Annotated in this window: 15 protein-coding genes; all 15 read left to right on the forward strand. The window is 69.1% G+C overall.

Features of this window, described 5'->3' with window-relative positions; translation table 11 throughout:
• Window positions 1-138: 138 nt before the first annotated feature.
• The 15 genes from BLV05_RS12385 to BLV05_RS12455 all read left to right on the forward strand — a co-directional run bounded on the left by BLV05_RS12385 (window position 139) and on the right by BLV05_RS12455 (window position 19,790).
• Window positions 139-1,908 (forward strand): ABC transporter family substrate-binding protein, encoded by a 1,770-nt coding sequence (locus tag BLV05_RS12385; protein WP_197683626.1) that lies wholly within the window; start codon window positions 139-141, stop codon window positions 1,906-1,908.
• A gap of 176 nt (window positions 1,909-2,084) precedes the next feature.
• The gene (locus BLV05_RS12390; RefSeq protein ID WP_046769116.1) at window positions 2,085-3,617 is read left to right on the forward strand and encodes an ABC transporter permease; all 1,533 of its coding nucleotides are present in this window, start codon (window positions 2,085-2,087) and stop codon (window positions 3,615-3,617) included.
• A 13-nt stretch (window positions 3,618-3,630) separates the two neighbouring features.
• The gene (locus BLV05_RS12395) at window positions 3,631-4,617 is read left to right on the forward strand and encodes an ABC transporter permease (protein WP_046769115.1); all 987 of its coding nucleotides are present in this window, start codon (window positions 3,631-3,633) and stop codon (window positions 4,615-4,617) included.
• Window positions 4,617-5,780, forward strand: coding sequence for an ABC transporter ATP-binding protein (locus BLV05_RS12400; RefSeq protein ID WP_046769114.1), 1,164 nt, complete (start codon window positions 4,617-4,619; stop codon window positions 5,778-5,780). The genes BLV05_RS12395 and BLV05_RS12400 overlap by 1 nt, the downstream gene beginning before the upstream one ends.
• Window position 5,781: 1 nt before the next feature.
• Window positions 5,782-6,822 (forward strand): ABC transporter ATP-binding protein, encoded by a 1,041-nt coding sequence (locus BLV05_RS12405; protein ID WP_046769113.1) that lies wholly within the window; start codon window positions 5,782-5,784, stop codon window positions 6,820-6,822.
• A 46-nt stretch (window positions 6,823-6,868) separates the two neighbouring features.
• A complete protein-coding gene (locus BLV05_RS12410) occupies window positions 6,869-7,870 on the forward strand; it encodes a type IV toxin-antitoxin system AbiEi family antitoxin domain-containing protein (RefSeq protein WP_157524243.1) in 1,002 nt (333 codons plus the stop codon).
• Between the two features lie 206 nt (window positions 7,871-8,076).
• A complete protein-coding gene (typA, locus tag BLV05_RS12415) occupies window positions 8,077-9,936 on the forward strand; it encodes a translational GTPase TypA (protein ID WP_046769111.1) in 1,860 nt (619 codons plus the stop codon).
• A 254-nt stretch (window positions 9,937-10,190) separates the two neighbouring features.
• Window positions 10,191-11,840 (forward strand): peptide ABC transporter substrate-binding protein, encoded by a 1,650-nt coding sequence (locus BLV05_RS12420; protein ID WP_046769110.1) that lies wholly within the window; start codon window positions 10,191-10,193, stop codon window positions 11,838-11,840.
• Window positions 11,841-11,951: 111 nt separating this feature from the next.
• Window positions 11,952-12,872, forward strand: coding sequence for an ABC transporter permease (locus BLV05_RS12425; protein WP_046769109.1), 921 nt, complete (start codon window positions 11,952-11,954; stop codon window positions 12,870-12,872).
• Complete coding sequence (locus BLV05_RS12430; protein WP_046769108.1) at window positions 12,865-13,779, forward strand: ABC transporter permease; 915 nt, start codon at window positions 12,865-12,867, stop codon at window positions 13,777-13,779. The genes BLV05_RS12425 and BLV05_RS12430 overlap by 8 nt, the downstream gene beginning before the upstream one ends.
• A 327-nt stretch (window positions 13,780-14,106) precedes the next feature.
• On the forward strand, window positions 14,107-15,768 hold the full coding sequence (locus tag BLV05_RS12435) for a peptide ABC transporter substrate-binding protein (RefSeq protein ID WP_160312748.1): 1,662 nt from the start codon (window positions 14,107-14,109) through the stop codon (window positions 15,766-15,768).
• Window positions 15,769-15,871: 103 nt separating this feature from the next.
• Window positions 15,872-16,798 (forward strand): ABC transporter permease, encoded by a 927-nt coding sequence (locus BLV05_RS12440; RefSeq protein WP_046769106.1) that lies wholly within the window; start codon window positions 15,872-15,874, stop codon window positions 16,796-16,798.
• Window positions 16,791-17,711: an ABC transporter permease gene (locus BLV05_RS12445; protein WP_046769105.1), complete on the forward strand. Its 921-nt coding sequence runs from the start codon at window positions 16,791-16,793 to the stop codon at window positions 17,709-17,711. Before BLV05_RS12440 ends, BLV05_RS12445 begins: the two co-directional genes overlap by 8 nt.
• A 26-nt stretch (window positions 17,712-17,737) precedes the next feature.
• A complete protein-coding gene (locus BLV05_RS12450; RefSeq protein ID WP_046769104.1) occupies window positions 17,738-18,787 on the forward strand; it encodes an ABC transporter ATP-binding protein in 1,050 nt (349 codons plus the stop codon).
• Window positions 18,762-19,790 (forward strand): ABC transporter ATP-binding protein, encoded by a 1,029-nt coding sequence (locus BLV05_RS12455; RefSeq protein ID WP_046769103.1) that lies wholly within the window; start codon window positions 18,762-18,764, stop codon window positions 19,788-19,790. The genes BLV05_RS12450 and BLV05_RS12455 overlap by 26 nt, the downstream gene beginning before the upstream one ends.
• Window positions 19,791-19,864: the final 74 nt, after the last annotated feature.

Below are 19,864 nucleotides of genomic sequence, written 5' to 3' on the forward strand. Positions count from 1 at the left end.
TTCGTATCCTGCCGCCCTAGTTGGGTTGCAGGTCAGTAACAGCGCGCCCTGCCACCTTGTGTGTACGTCAGTAGCGGTGATGGTCTTAGCCACACTCATTCTGCGATCCTTGCGATCCGACACACGAGGAGTCAGACCTTGACCACGAAGCGCAGGGGTATGGCGTTCTTCGCCGTCCTCACGGCAGGGGCGCTGGCGCTCTCTGCATGTGGCGGAGACGACGACGACAGCAACGGCTCCGGGAGCGGCGACACCGAATCCCCGGGTGACTCGTCGGGCGGCGGCGGCCCCATCACGGTCGCGTCCGACGCCGAGTTCACGTCCTACAACGGCAACTCCGAGACCGGCAACGGCACGTGGAACGCGTTCGTGCTCAACGGCGTTCTGGACGGCTTCTGGGACTACGGTCCGCAGGGTGAGGTCGTCCGCAACGAGGCGTTCGGCACCTACGACGTCACGTCCGAGGACCCCCTGACGGTCCACTACACCTTTGCCGAGGACGCCGTGTGGTCCGACGGCGAGCCGATCGACTGTGACGACCTCCTGCTGGAGTGGGCGACCCAGGGCGCCGGCTACGAGACCGCGGAGATCGGCGAGGACGGCAACCCGATCCCGCTGTTCCGCGTCCCGGGTACCACCGGCTACGACCTGGTGGCCAAGCCGACCTGCCAGCCCGGTGACAAGGAAGTCGATTACGTCTACTCCGAGCCGTTCGCCGACTGGCAGCAACTGACGAACACGAACATGCTTCCGGCCCACATCGTGGCCGAGCAGGCCGGCATCACGGCGGAGGATCTCGTGACCGCGATCCAGAACGACGACCTCGCGGCCCTGGCGCCGGTCGCGGAGTTCTGGAACACCGGCTGGGACATGGGTCCGGGCGCGCTGCTCGACCCCGCGCAGATCCCGTCCTCGGGTCCGTACACGATCGACAGCTGGGAGGCCGGCCAGTCGCTGACGCTGGTCGCCAACGAGAGCTACTACGGCGACGCGCCGGCCACCGACACCATCGTCATCCGGTTCATCCCGCAGGACCAGCAGGTCCAGGCGCTGGCCAACGGCGAGGTCGACGTCATCGCGCCGCAGGTCAACGTCGACCTCGTGGCCTCGCTCGAGGCGCTGGGCGACCAGATCACCATGATCACCGGTGACGAGATGACGTGGGAGCACCTGGACTTCAACCAGACTCCGGGTGCGGTGATGGCCGACCCGACTCTGCGCCAGGCGTTCGCGATGTGCGTGCCGCGCCAGCAGATCGTCGAGAACCTGATCGCCCCGGCCAACCCCGAAGCGGTCGTCATGAACCTGCGCGAGTTCTTCCCGTGGGACCCGGAGTACGACCAGGTCGTGGGCGAGGCCTACGGCGGCGAGTACGACGAGCCCGACATCGACGGCGCGGCGGCTCTGATCGACGCGGCCGGTGCCACCGGCACCCAGATCCGCATCCTCCGGTCCGACCCGAACCCGCGTCGTGCCGACACGGTGGCCGCCATCAAGGCGTCCTGCGACCAGGCCGGTTTCGAGATCATCGACACCCCGACCCCTGACCTGGGCGCCGGCATCACCGACGTCACCAGCTACGAGGTCGCACTGTTCGCGTGGGCCGGCTCCGGTGTCCTGACCTCCGGCGCCTCGCTCTACCGCACCGCCGAGGGCCAGAACCCGTACGGCTACTCCAACCCGGACGTCGACGCGGCCTGGGACGAGCTGGTCGTCACGACCGACGAGGCCCGGCAGGTGGAGCTGCTGACCGAGATCGAGACCAACCTCTGGGCTGACCTGTTCAGCATCCCGCTGTACGCGCACCCGGGTGTCACGGCGCACGCGCCGGACATCGAGGGCGTCCAGCAGAATGCCGCCCAGACCCAGGTGTCGTTCAACGTGGAAGAGTGGGCGCGTACGTCCTGACCGTTCGCCGGTCCGGCCGGGAATCCCGGCCGGACCGGCCCGATGGTTCGGGCCAGGGGCTTCTTCGCTCCTGGCCCGAACCTTGCGCCGAGGTCTCGTCCTGACCGGGCGGGCGGTGGTGCGGACCTGACGAGGGTTGGATCTCATTTGATGACTGTCGACGGGCTGGTGTAGCCATGCTGGTCTTCATCGTTCGCAGGGTGATCATCTCGTTCTTCATCCTGCTCGCCGCGACGTTCGTGATGTACATGCTCACGGCCAACGCCGGCAATCCGCTGCAGGACCTGCAGGAGTCCCGGGCGCCGAACCGGGATGCCCTGATCGAGGCCCGCATCAGGCTGCTGAATCTCGACACACCGGCGCCGCTGCGGTACTTCATCTGGCTCAAGGGCGCGGCCGGCTGCCTCGCGCCGTTCGTCTTCGAGTGCGACCTCGGCCAGAGCATCCAGGGCCAGGACGTCAGCGCGCTGCTCAGCGTCGCGTTGACGCAGACCCTGCAGCTGGTCATCGCCGCCACCGTGCTGGCGATGATCCTGGGCATCACCGTCGGCATCGTCACCGCGCTGCGCCAGTACAGCGGCCTCGACTACACCGTCACGTTCAGCGCCTTCCTCTTCTTCTCGCTGCCGATCTTCTGGGTCGCGGTGCTGCTCAAGGAGTACGGCGCGATCCGGTTCAACGACTGGCTCGCCGATCCGTCCATTCCCATCGTGGTGGCCGTGGTCCTCGGCATCATCAGCGGCCTGTTCTGGATGATGGTGGTCGCCGGCGACCGGAGTAGACGCCTCACGACGTTCGCCGCGGCGTTCGTCGCCTCCGCGGGCGCGTTGTGGCTGCTGTCGGAGACCCAGTGGTTCGCCGACCCGGGCCTGGGCATCATCGTCATCGCCATCACCGCCGCCGGGCTGGCGTTCCTGACCACCGCCGTCGTGGCGGGCTTCACCTATCGCAACGTCCTCTACGCCGCGCTCGCGGCGGCCGGCGTCGGCATCATTTGCCATTTCGCACTGGACTCCGTGCTCGAGGACCCCAGCGGCCTGACCATCGTCGGGCTGGCGCTGGTCACCATCGCCGTCGGGCTGGGCATCGGCTACGCCCTCGGCGGGATGCAGCGCCGGCAGGCCATGCAGGCCGCCGTGCTCACCGGCCTCGGCACCGGTGCGCTGCTGTTCCTGGACCGCCTGCTCGGCGCCTGGGACACCTACTCCGACCGCGTCGGCGGCCGTGTCATCGCCACCATCGGCGCGCGCACCCCGAACTTCGAGGGCACGTTCTGGGAGTCGGGCCTGGACCGCGTCACCCACCTGATCCTGCCCACCATCGCGATCGTGCTGATCTCGTTCGCCACCTACACCCGGTACACCCGGTCGAGCATGCTCGAGGTGCTGAACCAGGACTACGTGCGCACCGCGCGGTCGAAGGGCCTCGCCGAGCGCGGCGTCGTCGTCAAGCACGCGTTCCGCAACGCGATGATCCCGATCACGACGCTCATGGCGTTCGACTTCGCCGGCGTGCTCAGCGGCGCCGTCATCACCGAGAACGTCTTCGGCTGGACCGGGCTGGGCAAACTGTTCACCGACGCTCTGACCCGGGTCGATCCGAACCCCGTCATGGGGTTCTTCCTGCTCGCCGGCACCGCTGCCGTGCTGTTCAACATGCTGGCCGATATCGCGTACGCGTTCCTCGACCCGCGCATCCGGTTGTCGTGAGGAGGATGACACGATGAGCGACCCCACGACTCCCGACCCCACCACCCCCGCGGCCACCGACGCCCAGGGCATGACCGTCGTCGCCCGCACCCAGGGGCAGATGGTCCGGCGCCGGTTCTTCCGGCACCGTGCCGCCATGGGCGGCCTGGTCGGGCTGCTGCTGATCGTCGTGCTGGCGTTCAGCTCCATCGGCTTCGCCAGCGTGCCGGGCTGGTGGGACAAGGACTACTTCTCCATCGCCACCGTCGAGAACGGCGGCCGGCCCACGCTCAGCGTCGTGCCGTCCTGGCTCGGCGGCGACGGCATCCACCTCGGCGAGCACCCGTTCGGCCAGGACAACGTCGGCAAGGACTACTTCGCGCTGACCATGCGGGGCGTGCAGCAGTCGCTCACGATCGCGTTCACCGTCGGCCTCGTCGGCACGGTCATCGGCACGCTGATCGGCGCCACCGCCGGCTACTTCCGCGGCCGGGTCGAGGCCATCCTGATGCGCTTCACCGACGTCATGATCACCATCCCGCTGCTGGTCGTCGCCGCCGTCCTCGGCCGCCGCTATGGCGACTCCGGCATCGTCGTGCTGGGCCTCGTCATCGGCCTGGTCACGTGGACCGGCCTGGCCCGGCTGGTGCGCGGCGAGTTCCTGTCGCTGCGCGAGAAGGAGTTCGTCGAGGCCGCCCGCGCCGCCGGAACGTCGGCCCGGCGGATCATCGTCAAGCACATGCTGCCGAACATCGTCGGCGTCATCATCGTCGCCGCGACGCTGGCCATCGCGGCGGCGATCCTACTGGAGGCGGCGCTGTCGTTCCTGGGCTTCGGCGTGCAGGACCCGGACACGTCGCTGGGCAAGCTGATCAACACCTACCAGTCCGCGTTCTCCACGAGACCGTGGCTGTTCTGGTTCCCGGGCGTGTTCATCATCGCGATCGCGTTGGCGGTGAACTTCATCGGCGACGGCTTGCGCGACGCCTTCGACCCTCGACAGAACCGGGTGCGTGACTGATGACGAATCCGAGCATGCCGGTCGGCGCCCCGCTGCCCGACCCCGCGGCGAGCGCCGGGCTGGACCAGCCCGCCGTCACCGAGTCCGCCGCCGAGGTGCACGTCGCCACCAAGCTGGAGGAGACCGCCGGCCCCGGCGACACCGAGGTCCTGCGGGTCGAGGACCTCACCGTCTCGTTCCCCACCGACGACGGCCTGGTCCGCGCGGTGCGCGGTGTCTCGTACACCGTCCACGAGCGCGAGGTCCTGGGCATCGTGGGGGAGTCCGGGTCGGGCAAGTCGGTGTCGTCGATGGCGGTCATGGGGCTGCTGCCCAAGTCCGCGCGCATCGCCGGGCAGATCCTGTACCGCGGCGACGACCTGCTGAAGAAGACGCAGAAGCAGCAGCGGGCGCTGCGCGGCAAGAAGATCGCGATGATCTTCCAGGACCCGATGACGGCGCTGAACCCGGTCTACTCGATCGGCGACCAGCTGGCCGAGGCGGTCCTCTCGCACGAGATCATGCCGCGCAGGCGGGCGCTGGCCCGGGCCGAAGAGATGCTGGCGCTGGTCGGCATCCCGCAGCCGAAGAAGCGGCTGGACAACTACCCGCACGAGTTCTCCGGCGGCATGCGCCAGCGCGCGATGATCGCGATGGCGGTCATCAACAACCCCGACGTCATCATCGCCGACGAGCCGACCACGGCCCTCGACGTCACCGTCCAGGCGCAGATCCTGGAGACGCTGGTGCAGGTGAAGGACGAGGTCAACGCGGCCATCGTGCTCATCACGCACGACCTCGGCGTGGTGGCCGGCATGGCGCACCGGGTGCTCGTCATGTACGCGGGCAAGCCGGTCGAGATCGCCGAGACCGACCGCATCTTCTACAACCCGCGGATGCCGTACACCGCCGGCCTGCTCGGCTCGATCCCGGCGCTGGAGAGCGGCGGCGAGGGGTCGCGGCTGCGCCCGATCGTCGGCACCCCGCCGTCGCTGATCAACCTGCCGAAGGGCTGCCCGTTCTCGCCGCGCTGCCCGGTGGCGACGGACATCTGCCACGAGTCGGAGCCGCCGCTGGCCGCCACCGACGAGCTCGGCCACGTCGCGGCGTGCCACCATTGGGACAAGCTCGCCGAGGTCGACGACCCGACGGTGTACTTCCGCACGGAGAGCGAGGCGGTCTGACATGGTGACCTCCACCGAGACCTCCCCACAGGCGGCGTCCGAGGCCGGCACCGGCCAGCACCTGCTCGACGTCACCGACCTCGTCATGCACTTCCCGGTCTACGGCGGCGGCCTGCTGCGCCGCGTCGTCGGCCACGTCCAGGCCGTCACGGGCGTCTCCCTGCACGTCGACGCCCGCGAGACCCTGGGCGTCGTCGGCGAGTCCGGCTGCGGCAAGTCGACCACCGGCCGGGCCATCCTGCAGCTGCACAAGCCGACGTCGGGCTCGGTCGTGTTCCAGGGCAAGGAGCTCACCCGCCTCGACGCGCGCGGCATGAACGAGGTGCGCCGCGACCTGCAGATCGTGTTCCAGGACCCCTACGCGTCGCTGAACCCGAAGATGCCGGTCAACGACATCATCGCCGAGCCGCTCAAGGTGCACGGCAAGTGGCGCGGCGGCGGCAAGAAGCGGGTCGCCGAGCTGCTCGAGCTGGTCGGCCTCAACCCCGAGCACGGCAACCGCTACCCGCACGAGTTCTCCGGCGGCCAGCGCCAGCGCATCGGCATCGCCCGCGCGCTGGCCCTCCAGCCGCGGCTGCTGGTGCTCGACGAGCCGGTCTCCGCGCTGGACGTCTCGGTGCAGGCCGGCGTCGTGAACCTGCTCGAGGACCTGCAGGACGAGCTCGGGCTGGCGTACATCTTCATCGCCCACGACCTCTCCGTGGTCCGGCACATCTCCGACCGCGTCGCCGTCATGTACCTCGGCAAGGTCGTCGAGACCGGCGCCCGCGAGGAGGTGTACGAACGGCCGGCGCACCCGTACACCCAGGCCCTGCTGTCGGCCGCGCCGACCGCTGACCCGGTCGAAGAACGCCGCCGCGAGCGCATCATCCTCGCCGGCGACGTCCCCAGCCCGCTCGACCCGCCCAGCGGCTGCCGGTTCCGGACCCGCTGCTGGAAGGCCCAGGACATCTGCGCCGTCAAGGAGCCGCCCCTCATCGACACCGGCGTCGGCCACCCCGTCGCCTGCCACTTCGCCGAGATCGACACCCGCGTCGTCTGAGGCCCGCGGCCTTCTCACGTCGTTGCCCACCCGGTGGGTTTCCACAGTGTTCGGCGACACCTCGGGTCGTCCACAATCGCCGACTGTCCAGTGGCGCCGTCGACGCCGCCACCACACGATGATCGGCATGGGTGTCCCCGACGAGCTGGCGTCCCTGGCCGAGGTCCAGGACGGCATCGTGACCCGCCGGCAAGCCGTCCGCTGTGGCATGTCGACGGCTGCCATCCGGCATGCGCTGGGTCCGGGCGGGCAATGGCAGCGGTTGGCCGCAGGCATCTACGCCACGTTCACCGGGCCTCTGACGCCACGGCATCGGCTGCGTGCCGCACTGCTCCGCGGCGGGGCCGGCTCGATGATCAGCGGAGGTCATGCCTGCCGGGCCTACGGGATGCGCTACGTGCCGGACGATGCGCCACTGGTCTGCCTGGTGCCGGTGGGTGCGCAGCCGGTGCCGCTCGCCTTCGCGGAGTACCGCCGCACCTCGGCCCTGCCGACGCCTCGATTGATCGACGGCATCCCGGTGGCGTCGCCGGCTCGGGCGGTCGTCGACACCTGCCGCGGCCGGCACTCGTTGCGGACGGTGCGGGCACTGCTCTGCGAGGCGGTGCAGATCGGCCTCACCACGCACGCACTGATCGTCGACGCCGTGGGTGACGCCAAGTGGAACGGGTCTGGACTGGTCCGGCTGGCACTCCGCGATGTGCAGGCGGGGTGCCGGTCGGCGCCGGAGTGCGAGCTGCGCGCCCTCCTGCGGACGTCGCTTGTCCTGGACGAACCGGTGTGGAACGGCCCACTGCCGGCGACGACCGCCGGCTCGCTGATTCCCGACGCACACTGGCGCGACGCGCGTGTCGTGGTCGAGGTCGACTCAGCCGAATGGCATCGGCGGGGCGGCGCGGAACGGACCGAACAGCGGCGGGCGCTGTATGCGGCACTCGGCTGGGTCGTCGTGCCGGTATCGCCATGGCGGCTGCGCCAGGAGCCAGCGGCCGTGCTCGCCGAGATTGAAGCCGCTGTCCACGTTGCCCTGCGTCGCCGCTCGGGCTGAGTTCCGCCGAGGAAACGATGTGGGATCGCTGCGAAATCGATGTGAGCTCGCTGCGCCTGGGGCAGCACCGATGCCACATTGTTCTCGCAGAGATCTCACACCGTTCCCCCTCGGGAGCCGGGGTGACCCGCCGCGATGCGGGTCGGCGGGGCGGCACGCCGTAGGATGGGCTGTCATCTCCCCCCATTCAGGAACGAGTTCTCCGCATGTCCGTGCGCAGCCGCGACGACCTCCGCAACGTCGCCATCGTGGCCCATGTCGACCACGGCAAGACCACCCTCGTCGATGCGCTGCTGTGGCAGTCAGGGGTGTTCCGCGCCAACCAGGACGTCGCCGACCGGGTGATGGACTCCGGTGATCTGGAGCGGGAGAAGGGCATCACCATTCTCGCCAAGAACACCGCCGTCCGCTGGGGCGACAACACCATCAACATCATCGACACACCGGGGCACGCCGACTTCGGCGGCGAGGTCGAGCGCGGCCTGTCCATGGTCGACGGCGTGGTGTTGCTGGTCGACGCCAGTGAGGGGCCGCTGCCGCAGACGCGGTTCGTGCTGCGCAAGGCCCTGCAGGGGCGGCTGCCGATCGTCGTGGTGGTGAACAAGACCGACCGGCCCGACGCGCGCATCGCCGAGGTGGTCGACGAGACCTACGAGCTGTTCCTCGACCTGCTCGACGACACCAGTGACCAGGGTGCGCTCGACTTCCCGATCGTCTACGCCTGCGCCCGCGACGGCAAGGCGTCGCTCGAGCGGCCGGCCGACGGCACCGTGCCCGACTCCGAGAACCTCGCGCCGATGGTCACCACCATCCTCGAGACCATTCCGGCGCCGACGTACACCGAGGGCGCGCCGCTGCAGGCGCACGTCACCAACCTCGACGCGTCGCCGTTCTTGGGCCGGCTGGCCCTGTGCCGAGTCCGCGAGGGCGAGATCGCCAAGGGAACGCAGGTCGCGTGGTGCCGCAAGGACGGCACCATCGAGCGGGTCAAGGTCACCGAGCTGCTGATGACCGAGGCGCTGGAGCGGGTTCCCGCCGAGAAGGCCGGCCCGGGCGACATCATCGCCGTCGCCGGCATCCCGGAGATCACCATCGGCGAGACGCTGGCCGACATCGACGACCCGCGGCCGCTGCCGCTGATCACCGTCGACGAGCCGGCGCTGTCGATGACCATCGGCGCCAACACGTCGCCGCTGTCCGGCCGGTCCGGCGGCACGAAGGTCACGGCCCGGCTGGTCAAGGACCGGCTCGAGACCGAGCTGGTCGGCAACGTCTCGCTTCGGGTGCTCCCGACCGAGCGGCCCGACGCCTGGGAGGTGCAGGGCCGCGGCGAGCTGGCGCTGGCCATCCTGGTCGAGCAGATGCGCCGTGAGGGTTTCGAGCTGACCGTCGGCAAGCCCCAGGTCGTCACCCGCGAGATCGACGGCAAGGTGCACGAGCCGGTCGAGCGGCTCACCATCGACTGCCCCGAGGAGTACCTCGGCGCCATCACCCAGCTGCTGGCCGCCCGCAAGGGCCGCATGGAGCAGATGACCAACCACGGCACCGGCTGGATCCGCATGGAGTTCGTCGTGCCGGCCCGCGGCCTCATCGGCTTCCGCACCGAGTTCCTCACCGAGACCCGCGGCACCGGCCTGGCGCACCAGGTCTTCGAGAGTTACGAGCCGTGGTTCGGCGACCTCCGCACTCGGCCCAGCGGCTCGCTGGTCGCCGACCGGTCCGGCGCGGCCACGTCGTACGCGATGATCAACCTGCAGGAGCGCGGCACGCTGTTCGTCGAGCCGACCACCGAGGTGTACGAGGGCATGATCGTCGGCGAGAACTCCCGGGCCGACGACATGGATGTCAACATCACCAAGGAGAAGAAGCTCACCAACGTCCGCTCCAACGCCGACGAGTTCGAGAAGCTCGTGCCGGCGCGCAAGCTGTCGCTCGAGCAGGCGCTGGAGTTCTGCCGCGACGACGAGTGCGTCGAGGTGACGCCCAAGGCCGTCCGCATCCGCAAAGTCGTGCTCGACGCCGCCACCCGCGGCCGCGCGGCGGCCCGTCGCAAGCACGATCGATAATCCGCTCGAAAGTCCGCCGGCCCCACCCGGTCGCACGCCGTCAGTACTGGTGAGCGATGATGGCGCTCGTCCGGGGGGAGGTCACATTCGTGTTGCGAGTAAGACGGCGGCGATCCACAGGACTTGCCCTGGGACGAGGACGGCACATAGAAAGTGACGGGCACGTATGTGCCCAAATCGGCCAAAACGGCCGAGGGTGGCGCTGGCGACGGGTTACCGCAGCCTCGCCTCGGGCACAACCCAGGAGGAATTCCATGCCAGTCTCGCCACGCAGGTCGGTGGTGCTGGGGGCCATCGCGGTCACGCTCGCGCTGGGCGCGTGCGGCGGCGGTGACGACACCGGCGACGCGGCCGGCGAGAGCGCCAACACCGTCACGGTCCGCGGTTGCAACCCCCAGGCAGCGTTCGTGCCGGCCAACAGCAACGAGGTCTGCAGCGGCGACATCCTCGACCAGATCTTCTCGTATCTGGTCACCTATGACCCCGAGACCGGGCAGCCGACGAACGAGATCGCGGCCGACATCACGACCGAGGACAGCGTGAACTGGACCATCACGCTCGAGGACGGCTGGACGTTCCACGACGGCTCCCCGGTCACGGCGCAGAGCTTCGTCGACGCCTGGAACTGGGCGGCGCTGGGCGACAACGCCACGCTGAACAGCTACTTCTTCGAGCCGATCGCGGGCTACGCCGACGTGCAGAACGACGTCGACGACGAGGGCAACCCGATCGAGGGGTCCGCGGCCGCCGAGACGATGTCCGGCCTGCAGGTGGTCGACGAGCTCACCTTCACCGTCGCGCTCAGCGCCGCCGAGTCGCAGTTCCCGATGCGCCTGGGCTACACGGCGTTCGCCCCGCTGCCGGAGTCGTTCTACGACGACCCCGAAGCGTACGGTCAGCACCCCATCGGCACCGGCCCGTTCCAGTTCGACTCCTGGGACCCGAACATCGACGTCCGCATCTCCGCGTACGAGGACTACAACGGCGACGTCAAACCGAGCATCGACGGCGCTGTCTACCGCATCTACGAGAACGACGACGCCGCGTACAACGCGCTGCAGGCCGACCAGCTCGACATCATGCCGCTGCTGCCGACGTCGGCGCTGGCCGGCGAGACCTACAAGATCGACCTCGGCGACCGGTTCCTCTCGCGCGAGACGGGCGTCTTCGAGACCATCACGTTCGCGCCCTCGTCTGTGGACGCCCGCTTCGACGATCCGCGGCTGCGGCAGGCCATCTCGATGTCGATCAACCGGCCGGAGATCGTGGAGCAGATCTTCGCAGGCGCCCGGACGCCGGCGACCGGCTGGGTCTCGCCCGTCGTCGCCGACAACGTGGACGGCGCGTGCGGCGACTTCTGCACCTACGACCCGACCGCGGCGGCGGCGCTGTACGCCGAGACCGACGGCTTCCCCGATGGCGAGACGCTGGCACTCTCCTACAACGGCGACTCCGACCACAAGGCCTGGGTCGACGCGGTCTGCCAGGACATCGACGACGCCCTGGGGATCCCGTGCATCGGCACGCCCGTCGTCGACCTCGCCACGTTCCGCGACCAGATCACCAACCGCGAGATGAGCGGCATCTTCCGCACCGGCTGGCAGATGGACTACCCGTCGCTGGAGAACTTCCTGGTGCCGATCTTCGCCACCGGCGCCTCGGCGAACGACGGCGACTACAGCGACGACGAGTTCGATTCGCTCGTCGGACAGGCGGCCGCCGCTCCGGACGCCGCGACCGGTGTCGAGCTCTATCACCAGGCCGAGCGGTTGCTCGCCGAGGACATGCCGGCCATCCCGCTGTGGCACCGGGTGAACATCGCCGGCTACTCGACCCACGTCGAGAACGTGCGGATCACCATCTTCCAGACCGTCGACCTGCTCAGCGTCACGACCACCGGCTGACGCCGCTTCGTCCCGCCCGCCGCACAGCACCTCGCGTGCGGCGGGCCGGACGCGCGCCGTACAGTCTGACTCCGGCGCGCACCGGCGTGTCGCTGACCGCTGAGGGAAGGTATGACTCGGTACGTCGTCCAGCGCCTCGGCCAGATGGTGCCTGTGGTCATCGGGACCACGTTCCTCATCTACGCCCTGGTCTGGGCGCTGCCGGGCGACCCGTTCGCGGCGAAGTGCGGCGATCGGCCCTGCCCGGCGAACTACGTCGCCCGCATGACGGCCGAGTACAACCTCGACGACCCGCTACCGCTGGCCTACCTGCAGTACATGGGCAAGCTGCTGACCGGCGACTTCGGCGAGACGTTCGCGGGCGTGTCGATCGCCGACGAGCTGCTGCAGCGGTACCCGATCACGCTGCAGCTGACGCTGCTCGCGATCCTCGTCGAGGTGGTCATCGGCATCGCCGCCGGGGTGCTGGCCGGTATCCGCCGCGGCGGCTTCCTCGACAACCTGGTGCTGGTCAGCACGCTGGTCGTGGTATCGATCCCGGTGTTCGTGCTGGGGCTGCTGGCGCAGGTGATGTTCGGCGTGCGGCTCGGCTGGTTCCCGGTGACCTCCGACGGCTCGTTGTACTCGCTGGTGCTGCCCGCGATCGTGCTGGGCAGCCTGTCGCTGGCGTTCGTCGCCCGGCTGGTGCGGGCCAACCTGGTCGAGAACCTGCGCACCGACTACGTCCGCACAGCGATCGCCAAGGGCCTGACGCGGCAGCGGGTCATCGGCGTGCACACGTTGCGCAACTCGCTGATCCCGGTGGTGACGTTCGTCGGCGCCGACTTCGGCGGGCTGCTCGGCGGGGCCGTCGTCGTCGAGGGCATCTTCAACATCCCCGGCGTCGGCAACATGATCTTCCGGGGCATCAACGCCCACGAGGGTGCGACCGTGACCGCCGCCGTCACCGTGCTCGTCCTGGTCTTCCTGCTGGTGAACCTGCTGGTCGACCTGTTGTACGCGGTGCTGGACCCGAGGATCCGCCATGTCTAGCCCGGTCACGCGCCGGCGTGGCGGCGGGCACCGGGCGGCCGTCCCGCGCTCGCTGGCCGGCGACGCCTGGCGCGACCTGCGCCGCAGCCCGATCTTCCTGATCTCGGCGGGGATCATCGTGCTGCTGGTCGCGATGGCCGCCGTCCCGGGGCTGTTCACCAACGCCGACCCGGGCGCCTGTGACCTCGCCAACTCCCGGCAGCCCCCGAGCGGCAGCGCCTGGTTCGGCTACGACCTGCAGGGCTGCGACATGTTCGCGCGGACCATCTACGGTGCGCGGGCGTCGATCCTGGTCGGGGTGCTGACGACCCTCGGCATCGCCGTCGTCGGCAGCGTGGTCGGCATGCTGGCCGGCTACCACGGCGGCCGCGTCGACACGCTGCTGTCGCGGCTCACCGACATGTTCTTCGCGGTGCCGATGCTGCTCGGCGCGGTCATCGTGCTGGCGACGTTCCCGGCGACGGTCGGCACCCCCGCCTGGCAGACCATCGGCAAGGTCGTGCTGGCGCTGGGCGTGCTGGGCTGGACGACGGTGGCCCGGCTGATGCGCTCGTCGGTGATCCAGGTCAAGCAGGCCGACTACGTGCACGCCGCCCGCGGTCTCGGCGCCGGAACCCGGCGCATCATGCTGCGGCACATCCTGCCCAACGCGCTGGCCCCGGTCATCGTGTACTCGACGATCATCCTGGGTGTGTTCGTCGTGCTGGAGGCGACGCTGTCGTTCCTGGGCATCGGGCTGCAGGCGCCGGTGATCTCGTGGGGTATCGCGATCAGCGAGGCGCGCGCCTACATCAGGCAGTCGCCGCACATGCTGTTCTTCCCCGGCGCCTTCCTCTCGGTGACGGTGCTCGCCTTCATCATGCTGGGTGACGCCGTCCGTGACGCGTTCGATCCCAGGCTGCGGTGACGTGTGACCGTCACCACCCGAAGTGCCGCAAACACGTCGCGATCGGACCGATTCAGTCGAAGAATTCGCAGCTCACACGGCAGGATCACAGCAATCAGCCGGTATGGTCACAGTCCGGTTGCGTTGTGCGACGGTAGTCCGGTCAGACTTGCCCGCAGAGATGCGCGGGTTTAGAAATGAGGGCGCGGATCAGGATCGCGACCCTACCCGGCTATGCGCAGATCCGCACCCATGGTGGCGAGGCCGATCGGCCACGCCCGATAACCACCGGGCGCAGGCCCGTTTGAGGAGGATTCCATGCGAGGCTCTACTCGCAGAGGAGCCGTGGTGGCAGCAGCCGTCGGCCTGACGCTCGTGCTCGCCGCGTGCGGCGGCGACGACGACGGCGGCGACGACAGCGGTTCGAGCGACGAGGGCACCGGTTCCAGCGATGGTCCTACCGGCACGGTGTCGATCAACAGCACCCAGCCCGAGAACCCGCTGATCCCGACCACCACGAACGAGGTGGGCGGCGGCAACATCGTCGACGCCATGTGGACCGGCCTGGTCTCCTACGACTCCGCGACCGGCGAGCCCGGCCTGGCCATGGCCGAGTCGATCGAGCCGAACGAGGACTTCACCGAGTTCACCATCACCATCCACGACGGCTGGACGTTCCACGACGGCTCGCCGGTCACCGCGCAGAGCTACGTCGACGCCTGGAACTTCGGTGCCTACGGCGCGAACGCCCAGCTGAACCAGTACTTCTTCGGCCCCGACGGCGCCAACATCGCCGGCTACGACACGGTGGCCGGCACGACCGACGACGCCGGCGCGTTCGTCGAGGGCTCGGCGACGTCCGAGACCATGAGCGGCCTCGTGGTCGTCGACGAGACGTCGTTCACCGTCACGCTGGGGTCGCCGAACTCCCTGTTCGAGACGATCATCGGCTACTCGGCGTTCTACCCGATGCCGGAGAGCTTCTTCACCGACCAGGCGGCGTTCATCGAGCACCCGATCGGCAACGGCCCGTTCGAGTTCGTCGAGGAGGTCCCGAACACCTCGATCAACCTGCGGGCCTACGCCGACTACCCGGGCGAGGTGCAGCCGCAGGTCGAGAACATCGAGTACCGCATCTACGCCGACCTCGACGCGGCCTACGCGGACGTCGTCTCGAACCAGCTCGACATCCTCGACAAGATCCCGCCGGTGGGTCTGGCCGGCGACGTCTGGCAGACTGACCTCGAGGGCCGGTCCGCTTCGGAGCCGCTGACCACCCGGTTCACCAGCCTCACGTTCCCGCTGACGAACACCGAGGCCTGGGCCGACGCCAACCTGCGCAAGGCCATCTCCATGGCCATCGACCGTGAGGCCGTCATCGCGGCCGCCTACGGCCCCGGCAACTACGTCCCGGCCAACAGCTGGGTGCCGCCGGGCAACGACGGCTACGTCGAGGGCACCTGCGGCGAGTGGTGCGAGTTCGACGCCACGGCGGCGCAGGAGCTGTACGCGCAGACGCCCGGCGTCGAGGGCACGCTGCTGATCTCCAGCAACTCCGACGGTGGTCACCGCGAGTGGGTCGAGGCTGCCTGCACCTCGATCCGCGAGACGCTGGGCATCGAGTGCCAGGGCGACTACAACCCCGACTTCGGCTCGTTCCGGGCCCGGGTCAACGCCAACGAGATCACCAACCCGTTCCGCACGGGCTGGGTCGCCGACTACCCGTCGATCCAGAACTTCCTGGCGCCGCTCTACACGACGAACGGCTCGGCCAACGACGGCGGGTACTCCAACCCCGAGTTCGACACGCTGATCCAGGAGGCGGCCGGCCTCGAGGGCGACGAGGCGCTCGACCTGTACAACCAGGCCGAGACGCTGCTCGCCGACGACATGGCGATCATCCCGCTCTGGTACGACAACGGCCAGCGCGGGTGGTCCGAGAACGTCAACGAGCCGCAGTTCACCTGGAAGGGTTACGTCGACCCGCTGTCGATCTCGGTGAAGAACTGATGATCTAGAGTCGCAGCGGCCGGTTGCGGGGCGTCCACCTCCTCACCGAGGTGGACGCCCCGCACGCTGGCGCAAGACCCCGCTGCGCACGGAAAGGTTGGTCATGGGCCGGTACGTCGCCCGCCGCATGCTCCAGATGATCCCGGTGGTCATCGGCACGACGTTCATCATCTACGCCCTGGTGTGGGCGCTGCCGGGCGATCCGTTCGCCGGCCGGTGCGGCGCCCGGCCCTGTCCGGCCGCCTACGTGGCGGAGATGACGGACAAGTACAACCTCGACGACCCGCTGCCGATCGCGTACGTGAAGTACCTGGGCAACCTCATCCGTGGGGACTTCGGCGAGACGTTCCAGGGCCTGTCGGTCGCCGAGGAGCTGGTGCGGGCCTACCCGACGACGCTGAAGCTGGCCCTGGTCGCGATCGTCTTCGAGATCCTCATCGGCATCGGCGCCGGCATCATGGCCGGCCTTCGCCGCGGCAGCTTCATCGACAACCTGGTGCTGGTGTCGACGCTGGTCGTCGTGTCCATCCCGGTGTTCGTCATCGGCTCGGTGCTGCAGCTGTTCCTGGGCATGCGGTGGGGGATCTTCCCCGCGACCGTGGGGGGTGACGCCAGCCTCTACAACCTGATCCTGCCGGGGTTCGTCCTCGCCTCACTCTCACTCGCCTACGTCGCGAGACTCACGCGGACCAGCCTGGCCGAGAACCGCCGCGCCGACTACGTGCGCACAGCGGTCGCCAAGGGCCTGCCGCAGCGCCGGGTCATCGGCATCCACACGATGCGCAACTCGCTGATCCCGGTCATCACGTTCATCGGCGCCGACTTCGGCGCGCTGCTCGGCGGCGCCATCGTCACCGAGGGCATCTTCAACGTCCCCGGCGTGGGGAACCTCATCTTCCGCTCCATCACCTCCAGGGACGGCGTCATGGTCACCGGCGCGGTGACCGTGCTCGTGCTCGTCTTCCTGCTGGTGAACCTGCTGGTCGATCTCATCTACGGCTGGCTCGACCCGAGGATCAGTCATGGCTGACCCCATCCCTCCCGTCGTCGCCGAGGCCGAGGCGCCCGCGTCGACGGCCGTCCGCAGCCTCGGCCGCGACGCCTGGCACGACCTCGTCCGCAAGCCGACGTTCATCATCTCCAGCGTGCTGTTCGTGTTCTTCGTGACCATCGCCATCGCCCCTGGCCTGTTCACGTCGCTGAGCCCCACCGACTGCGACCTCGCGCTGACCCGCCAGGGACCCAGCGGGTCGGCCTGGTTCGGCTACGACAACAACGGCTGCGACGTCTACACGCAGACCATCTACGGCGCCCGGGCCTCGATCATGGTGGGCGTGCTGACGGCGATCGGTGTGCTGGTCATCGGCGGTATCGCCGGCACCATCGCGGGCTTCTACGGTCGTGCGACCGACACCGTCGTGTCGCGGCTGGGCGACATCTTCTTCGGCATCCCGCTGCTGCTCGGCGCGCTGATCGTGCTGGTCTCGTTCCCGGGTAACGCCGAGACGCCGGAGCTGGTCACGATCTCGAAGGTCGTGCTGGCACTGGCCGCGCTGGGCTGGCCGCAGATCATGCGCATCATGCGGTCGTCGGTGCTGCAGGTGCGCTCGGCCGACTACGTCCAGGCGGCCCGTGCGCTCGGCGCCGGCGGCACCCGGATGATCCTCAAGCACATCGTGCCGAACTCGATCGCACCGGTCATCGTCGTGGCGACCATCGCCATCGGCGGATACATCGCGGCCGAGGCGACGCTGTCGTTCCTCGGCGTCGGGCTGCAGCCGCCGGTGGTGTCGTGGGGGCTGGCCATCAGCCGGGCGCAGGACTACGTCCGGACGTCGCCGCATATGCTGTTGTTCCCAGCGTCAGCGCTGTCGTTGTGCGTGCTGGCCTTCATCATGCTCGGTGATGCCATACGTGACGCGCTCGATCCGAAGCTGCGTTGAGCGACATCACAGGAGGAGGGCGACGAGTGGCGACCACGCAAGCCGGCATCGCACCGCGGCCGGACCAGGCCGAGCTGACTCCGCTGCTGGAGGTCGAGGACCTCCGGGTGGAGTTCCGCACCCGCGACGGTGTGGCCAAGGCCGTCAACGGTGTGTCCTACACGCTGCACGAGGGCGAGACGCTCGCCGTGCTGGGCGAGTCCGGCTCCGGCAAGAGCGTCACGGCCCAGGCCATCATGGGCATCCTCGACACCCCGCCCGGGTACGTCACGGGCGGCTCGGTGCGCTTCCGCGGCCAGGACCTGCTGACGCTGCCCGAGGACGAGCGGCGCGCCTACCGCGGCCGCAGCATCGCGATGATCTTCCAGGACGCGCTGTCGGCGCTGAACCCGGTGTTCCCGGTCGGCTGGCAGATCGCCGAGATGTTCCGCGTCCACGAGGGCCTGTCGAAGAAGGACGCGAAGAAGCGCGCCGTCGAGCTGATGGAGCAGGTGCACATCCCGGCCGCCCGCGAGCGCGTCGGCGACTATCCGCACCAGTTCTCCGGCGGCATGCGCCAGCGCATCATGATCGCCATGGCGATCGCGCTCGACCCCGACGTCCTCATCGCCGACGAGCCCACCACGGCGCTCGACGTCACCGTCCAGGCGCAGATCATGCAGCTGCTGGCCGATCTGCAGCGCGAGCGCAACATGGGCCTCATCCTCATCACCCACGACCTCGGCGTCGTCGCCGACGTCGCGGACAAGATCGAGGTCATGTACTCCGGGCGCATCATGGAGCAGGCGCCGGTGCACGACATCTACGCCACGCCGGCCCACCCGTACACCAAGGGGCTGCTCGAGTCGATCCCGCGGGTCGACCTCAAGGGCCAGGAACTGTCGGCGATCAAGGGGCTGCCGCCGAACCTCACGAACATCCCGGCCGGCTGCGAGTTCCGGCCGCGCTGCCCCTACGCGCGCGACATCTGCAAGGAGCAGCGGCCGGCGCTGGCCGAGGTCGTTCCCGGCCGGTTCAGCGCGTGCCACTTCGCACAGGAGGTGCTCGAGGGTGACATCGAACCCGCCCAGCAGTGACGTCGTCCTCGAGGTCGACAACCTGGTCAAGCACTTCCCGCTGACCACCGGCGTCCTCTTCCGGCGCCAGATCGGCGCCGTGCAGGCCGTCGACGGTGTCTCGCTGCAGCTGCACAAGGGCGAGACGCTCGGCATCGTCGGCGAGTCCGGCAGCGGCAAGTCGACGCTGGCCAAGCTGCTCATGCGGCTCGAAGAACCCAGCAGCGGCACGACGCACTTCCACGGCCAGAACATCTACGACCTGCGCGGCCGGGCCCTGCGCGAACTGCGCCGGAACATCCAGATCGTGTTCCAGGACCCCTACTCGTCGCTGAACCCGCGCATGACCGTCGGCGACATCGTCGGCGAGCCGTTCGACATCCACCCCGAGGTGGCGCCGCGCGGCCAGCGTCGCAAGCGGGTCCAGGAGCTGCTCGATGTCGTCGGGCTCAACCCTGAGCACATCAACCGCTACCCGCACCAGTTCTCCGGCGGCCAGCGCCAGCGCATCGGCATCGCCCGCGGCCTGGCGCTGCGGCCCGAGATCATCATCTGCGACGAGCCGGTGTCGGCCCTCGACGTGTCCGTCCAGGCGCAGGTCATCAACCTGCTGGAGAAGCTGCAGGACGAGTTCGGGCTCTCGTACATCTTCATCGCGCACGACCTCTCCGTCGTCCGGCACATCGCCGACCGCGTCGCCGTCATGTATCTCGGCCGCATCGTCGAGATCGGCAGCGAGAGCCAGATCTACGAGAAGCCGACCCACCCCTACACCCAGGCGCTGCTGTCCGCCGTCCCCGTCCCGGACCCGTCCGTGCGCGGCCAGCGGCAGCAGATCATCCTCTCCGGCGACGTCCCCAGCCCGGCCAACCCGCCCAGCGGCTGCCGGTTCCGGACCCGCTGCTGGAAGGCCACCGACAAGTGCGCCCAGGAGGACCCGGAGCTGACGGTGCGGCCCGGCAGCGACCACGAGTCCGCCTGCCACTACGCCGCCGTACGCGAGGACGTCATCGTCCAGCACTGAGGGGCTGACCAGGGCGGCCGCGCTCGCAACGCGACTGCAACGTGTCGTCGCCTACCCTCGTCTCACGACCGGGC

The organism is Jiangella alkaliphila, from assembly GCF_900105925.1.
Lineage (GTDB): Bacteria > Actinomycetota > Actinomycetes > Jiangellales > Jiangellaceae > Jiangella > Jiangella alkaliphila.

What these genes read in the sequence shown, in the direction of transcription:
- BLV05_RS12395 (WP_046769115.1), top strand. Translation starts at nt 3,631, where the DNA reads ATGAGCGACCCCACGACTCCCGACCCCACCACCCCCGCGGCCACCGAC.
- BLV05_RS12400 (WP_046769114.1), top strand. Translation starts at nt 4,617, where the DNA reads ATGACGAATCCGAGCATGCCGGTCGGCGCCCCGCTGCCCGACCCCGCG.
- BLV05_RS12440 (WP_046769106.1), top strand. Translation starts at nt 15,872, where the DNA reads ATGGGCCGGTACGTCGCCCGCCGCATGCTCCAGATGATCCCGGTGGTC.
- BLV05_RS12390 (WP_046769116.1), top strand. Translation starts at nt 2,085, where the DNA reads ATGCTGGTCTTCATCGTTCGCAGGGTGATCATCTCGTTCTTCATCCTG.
- BLV05_RS12405 (WP_046769113.1), top strand. Translation starts at nt 5,782, where the DNA reads ATGGTGACCTCCACCGAGACCTCCCCACAGGCGGCGTCCGAGGCCGGC.
- BLV05_RS12420 (WP_046769110.1), top strand. Translation starts at nt 10,191, where the DNA reads ATGCCAGTCTCGCCACGCAGGTCGGTGGTGCTGGGGGCCATCGCGGTC.
- typA (WP_046769111.1), top strand. Translation starts at nt 8,077, where the DNA reads ATGTCCGTGCGCAGCCGCGACGACCTCCGCAACGTCGCCATCGTGGCC.
- BLV05_RS12425 (WP_046769109.1), top strand. Translation starts at nt 11,952, where the DNA reads ATGACTCGGTACGTCGTCCAGCGCCTCGGCCAGATGGTGCCTGTGGTC.
- BLV05_RS12445 (WP_046769105.1), top strand. Translation starts at nt 16,791, where the DNA reads ATGGCTGACCCCATCCCTCCCGTCGTCGCCGAGGCCGAGGCGCCCGCG.
- BLV05_RS12430 (WP_046769108.1), top strand. Translation starts at nt 12,865, where the DNA reads ATGTCTAGCCCGGTCACGCGCCGGCGTGGCGGCGGGCACCGGGCGGCC.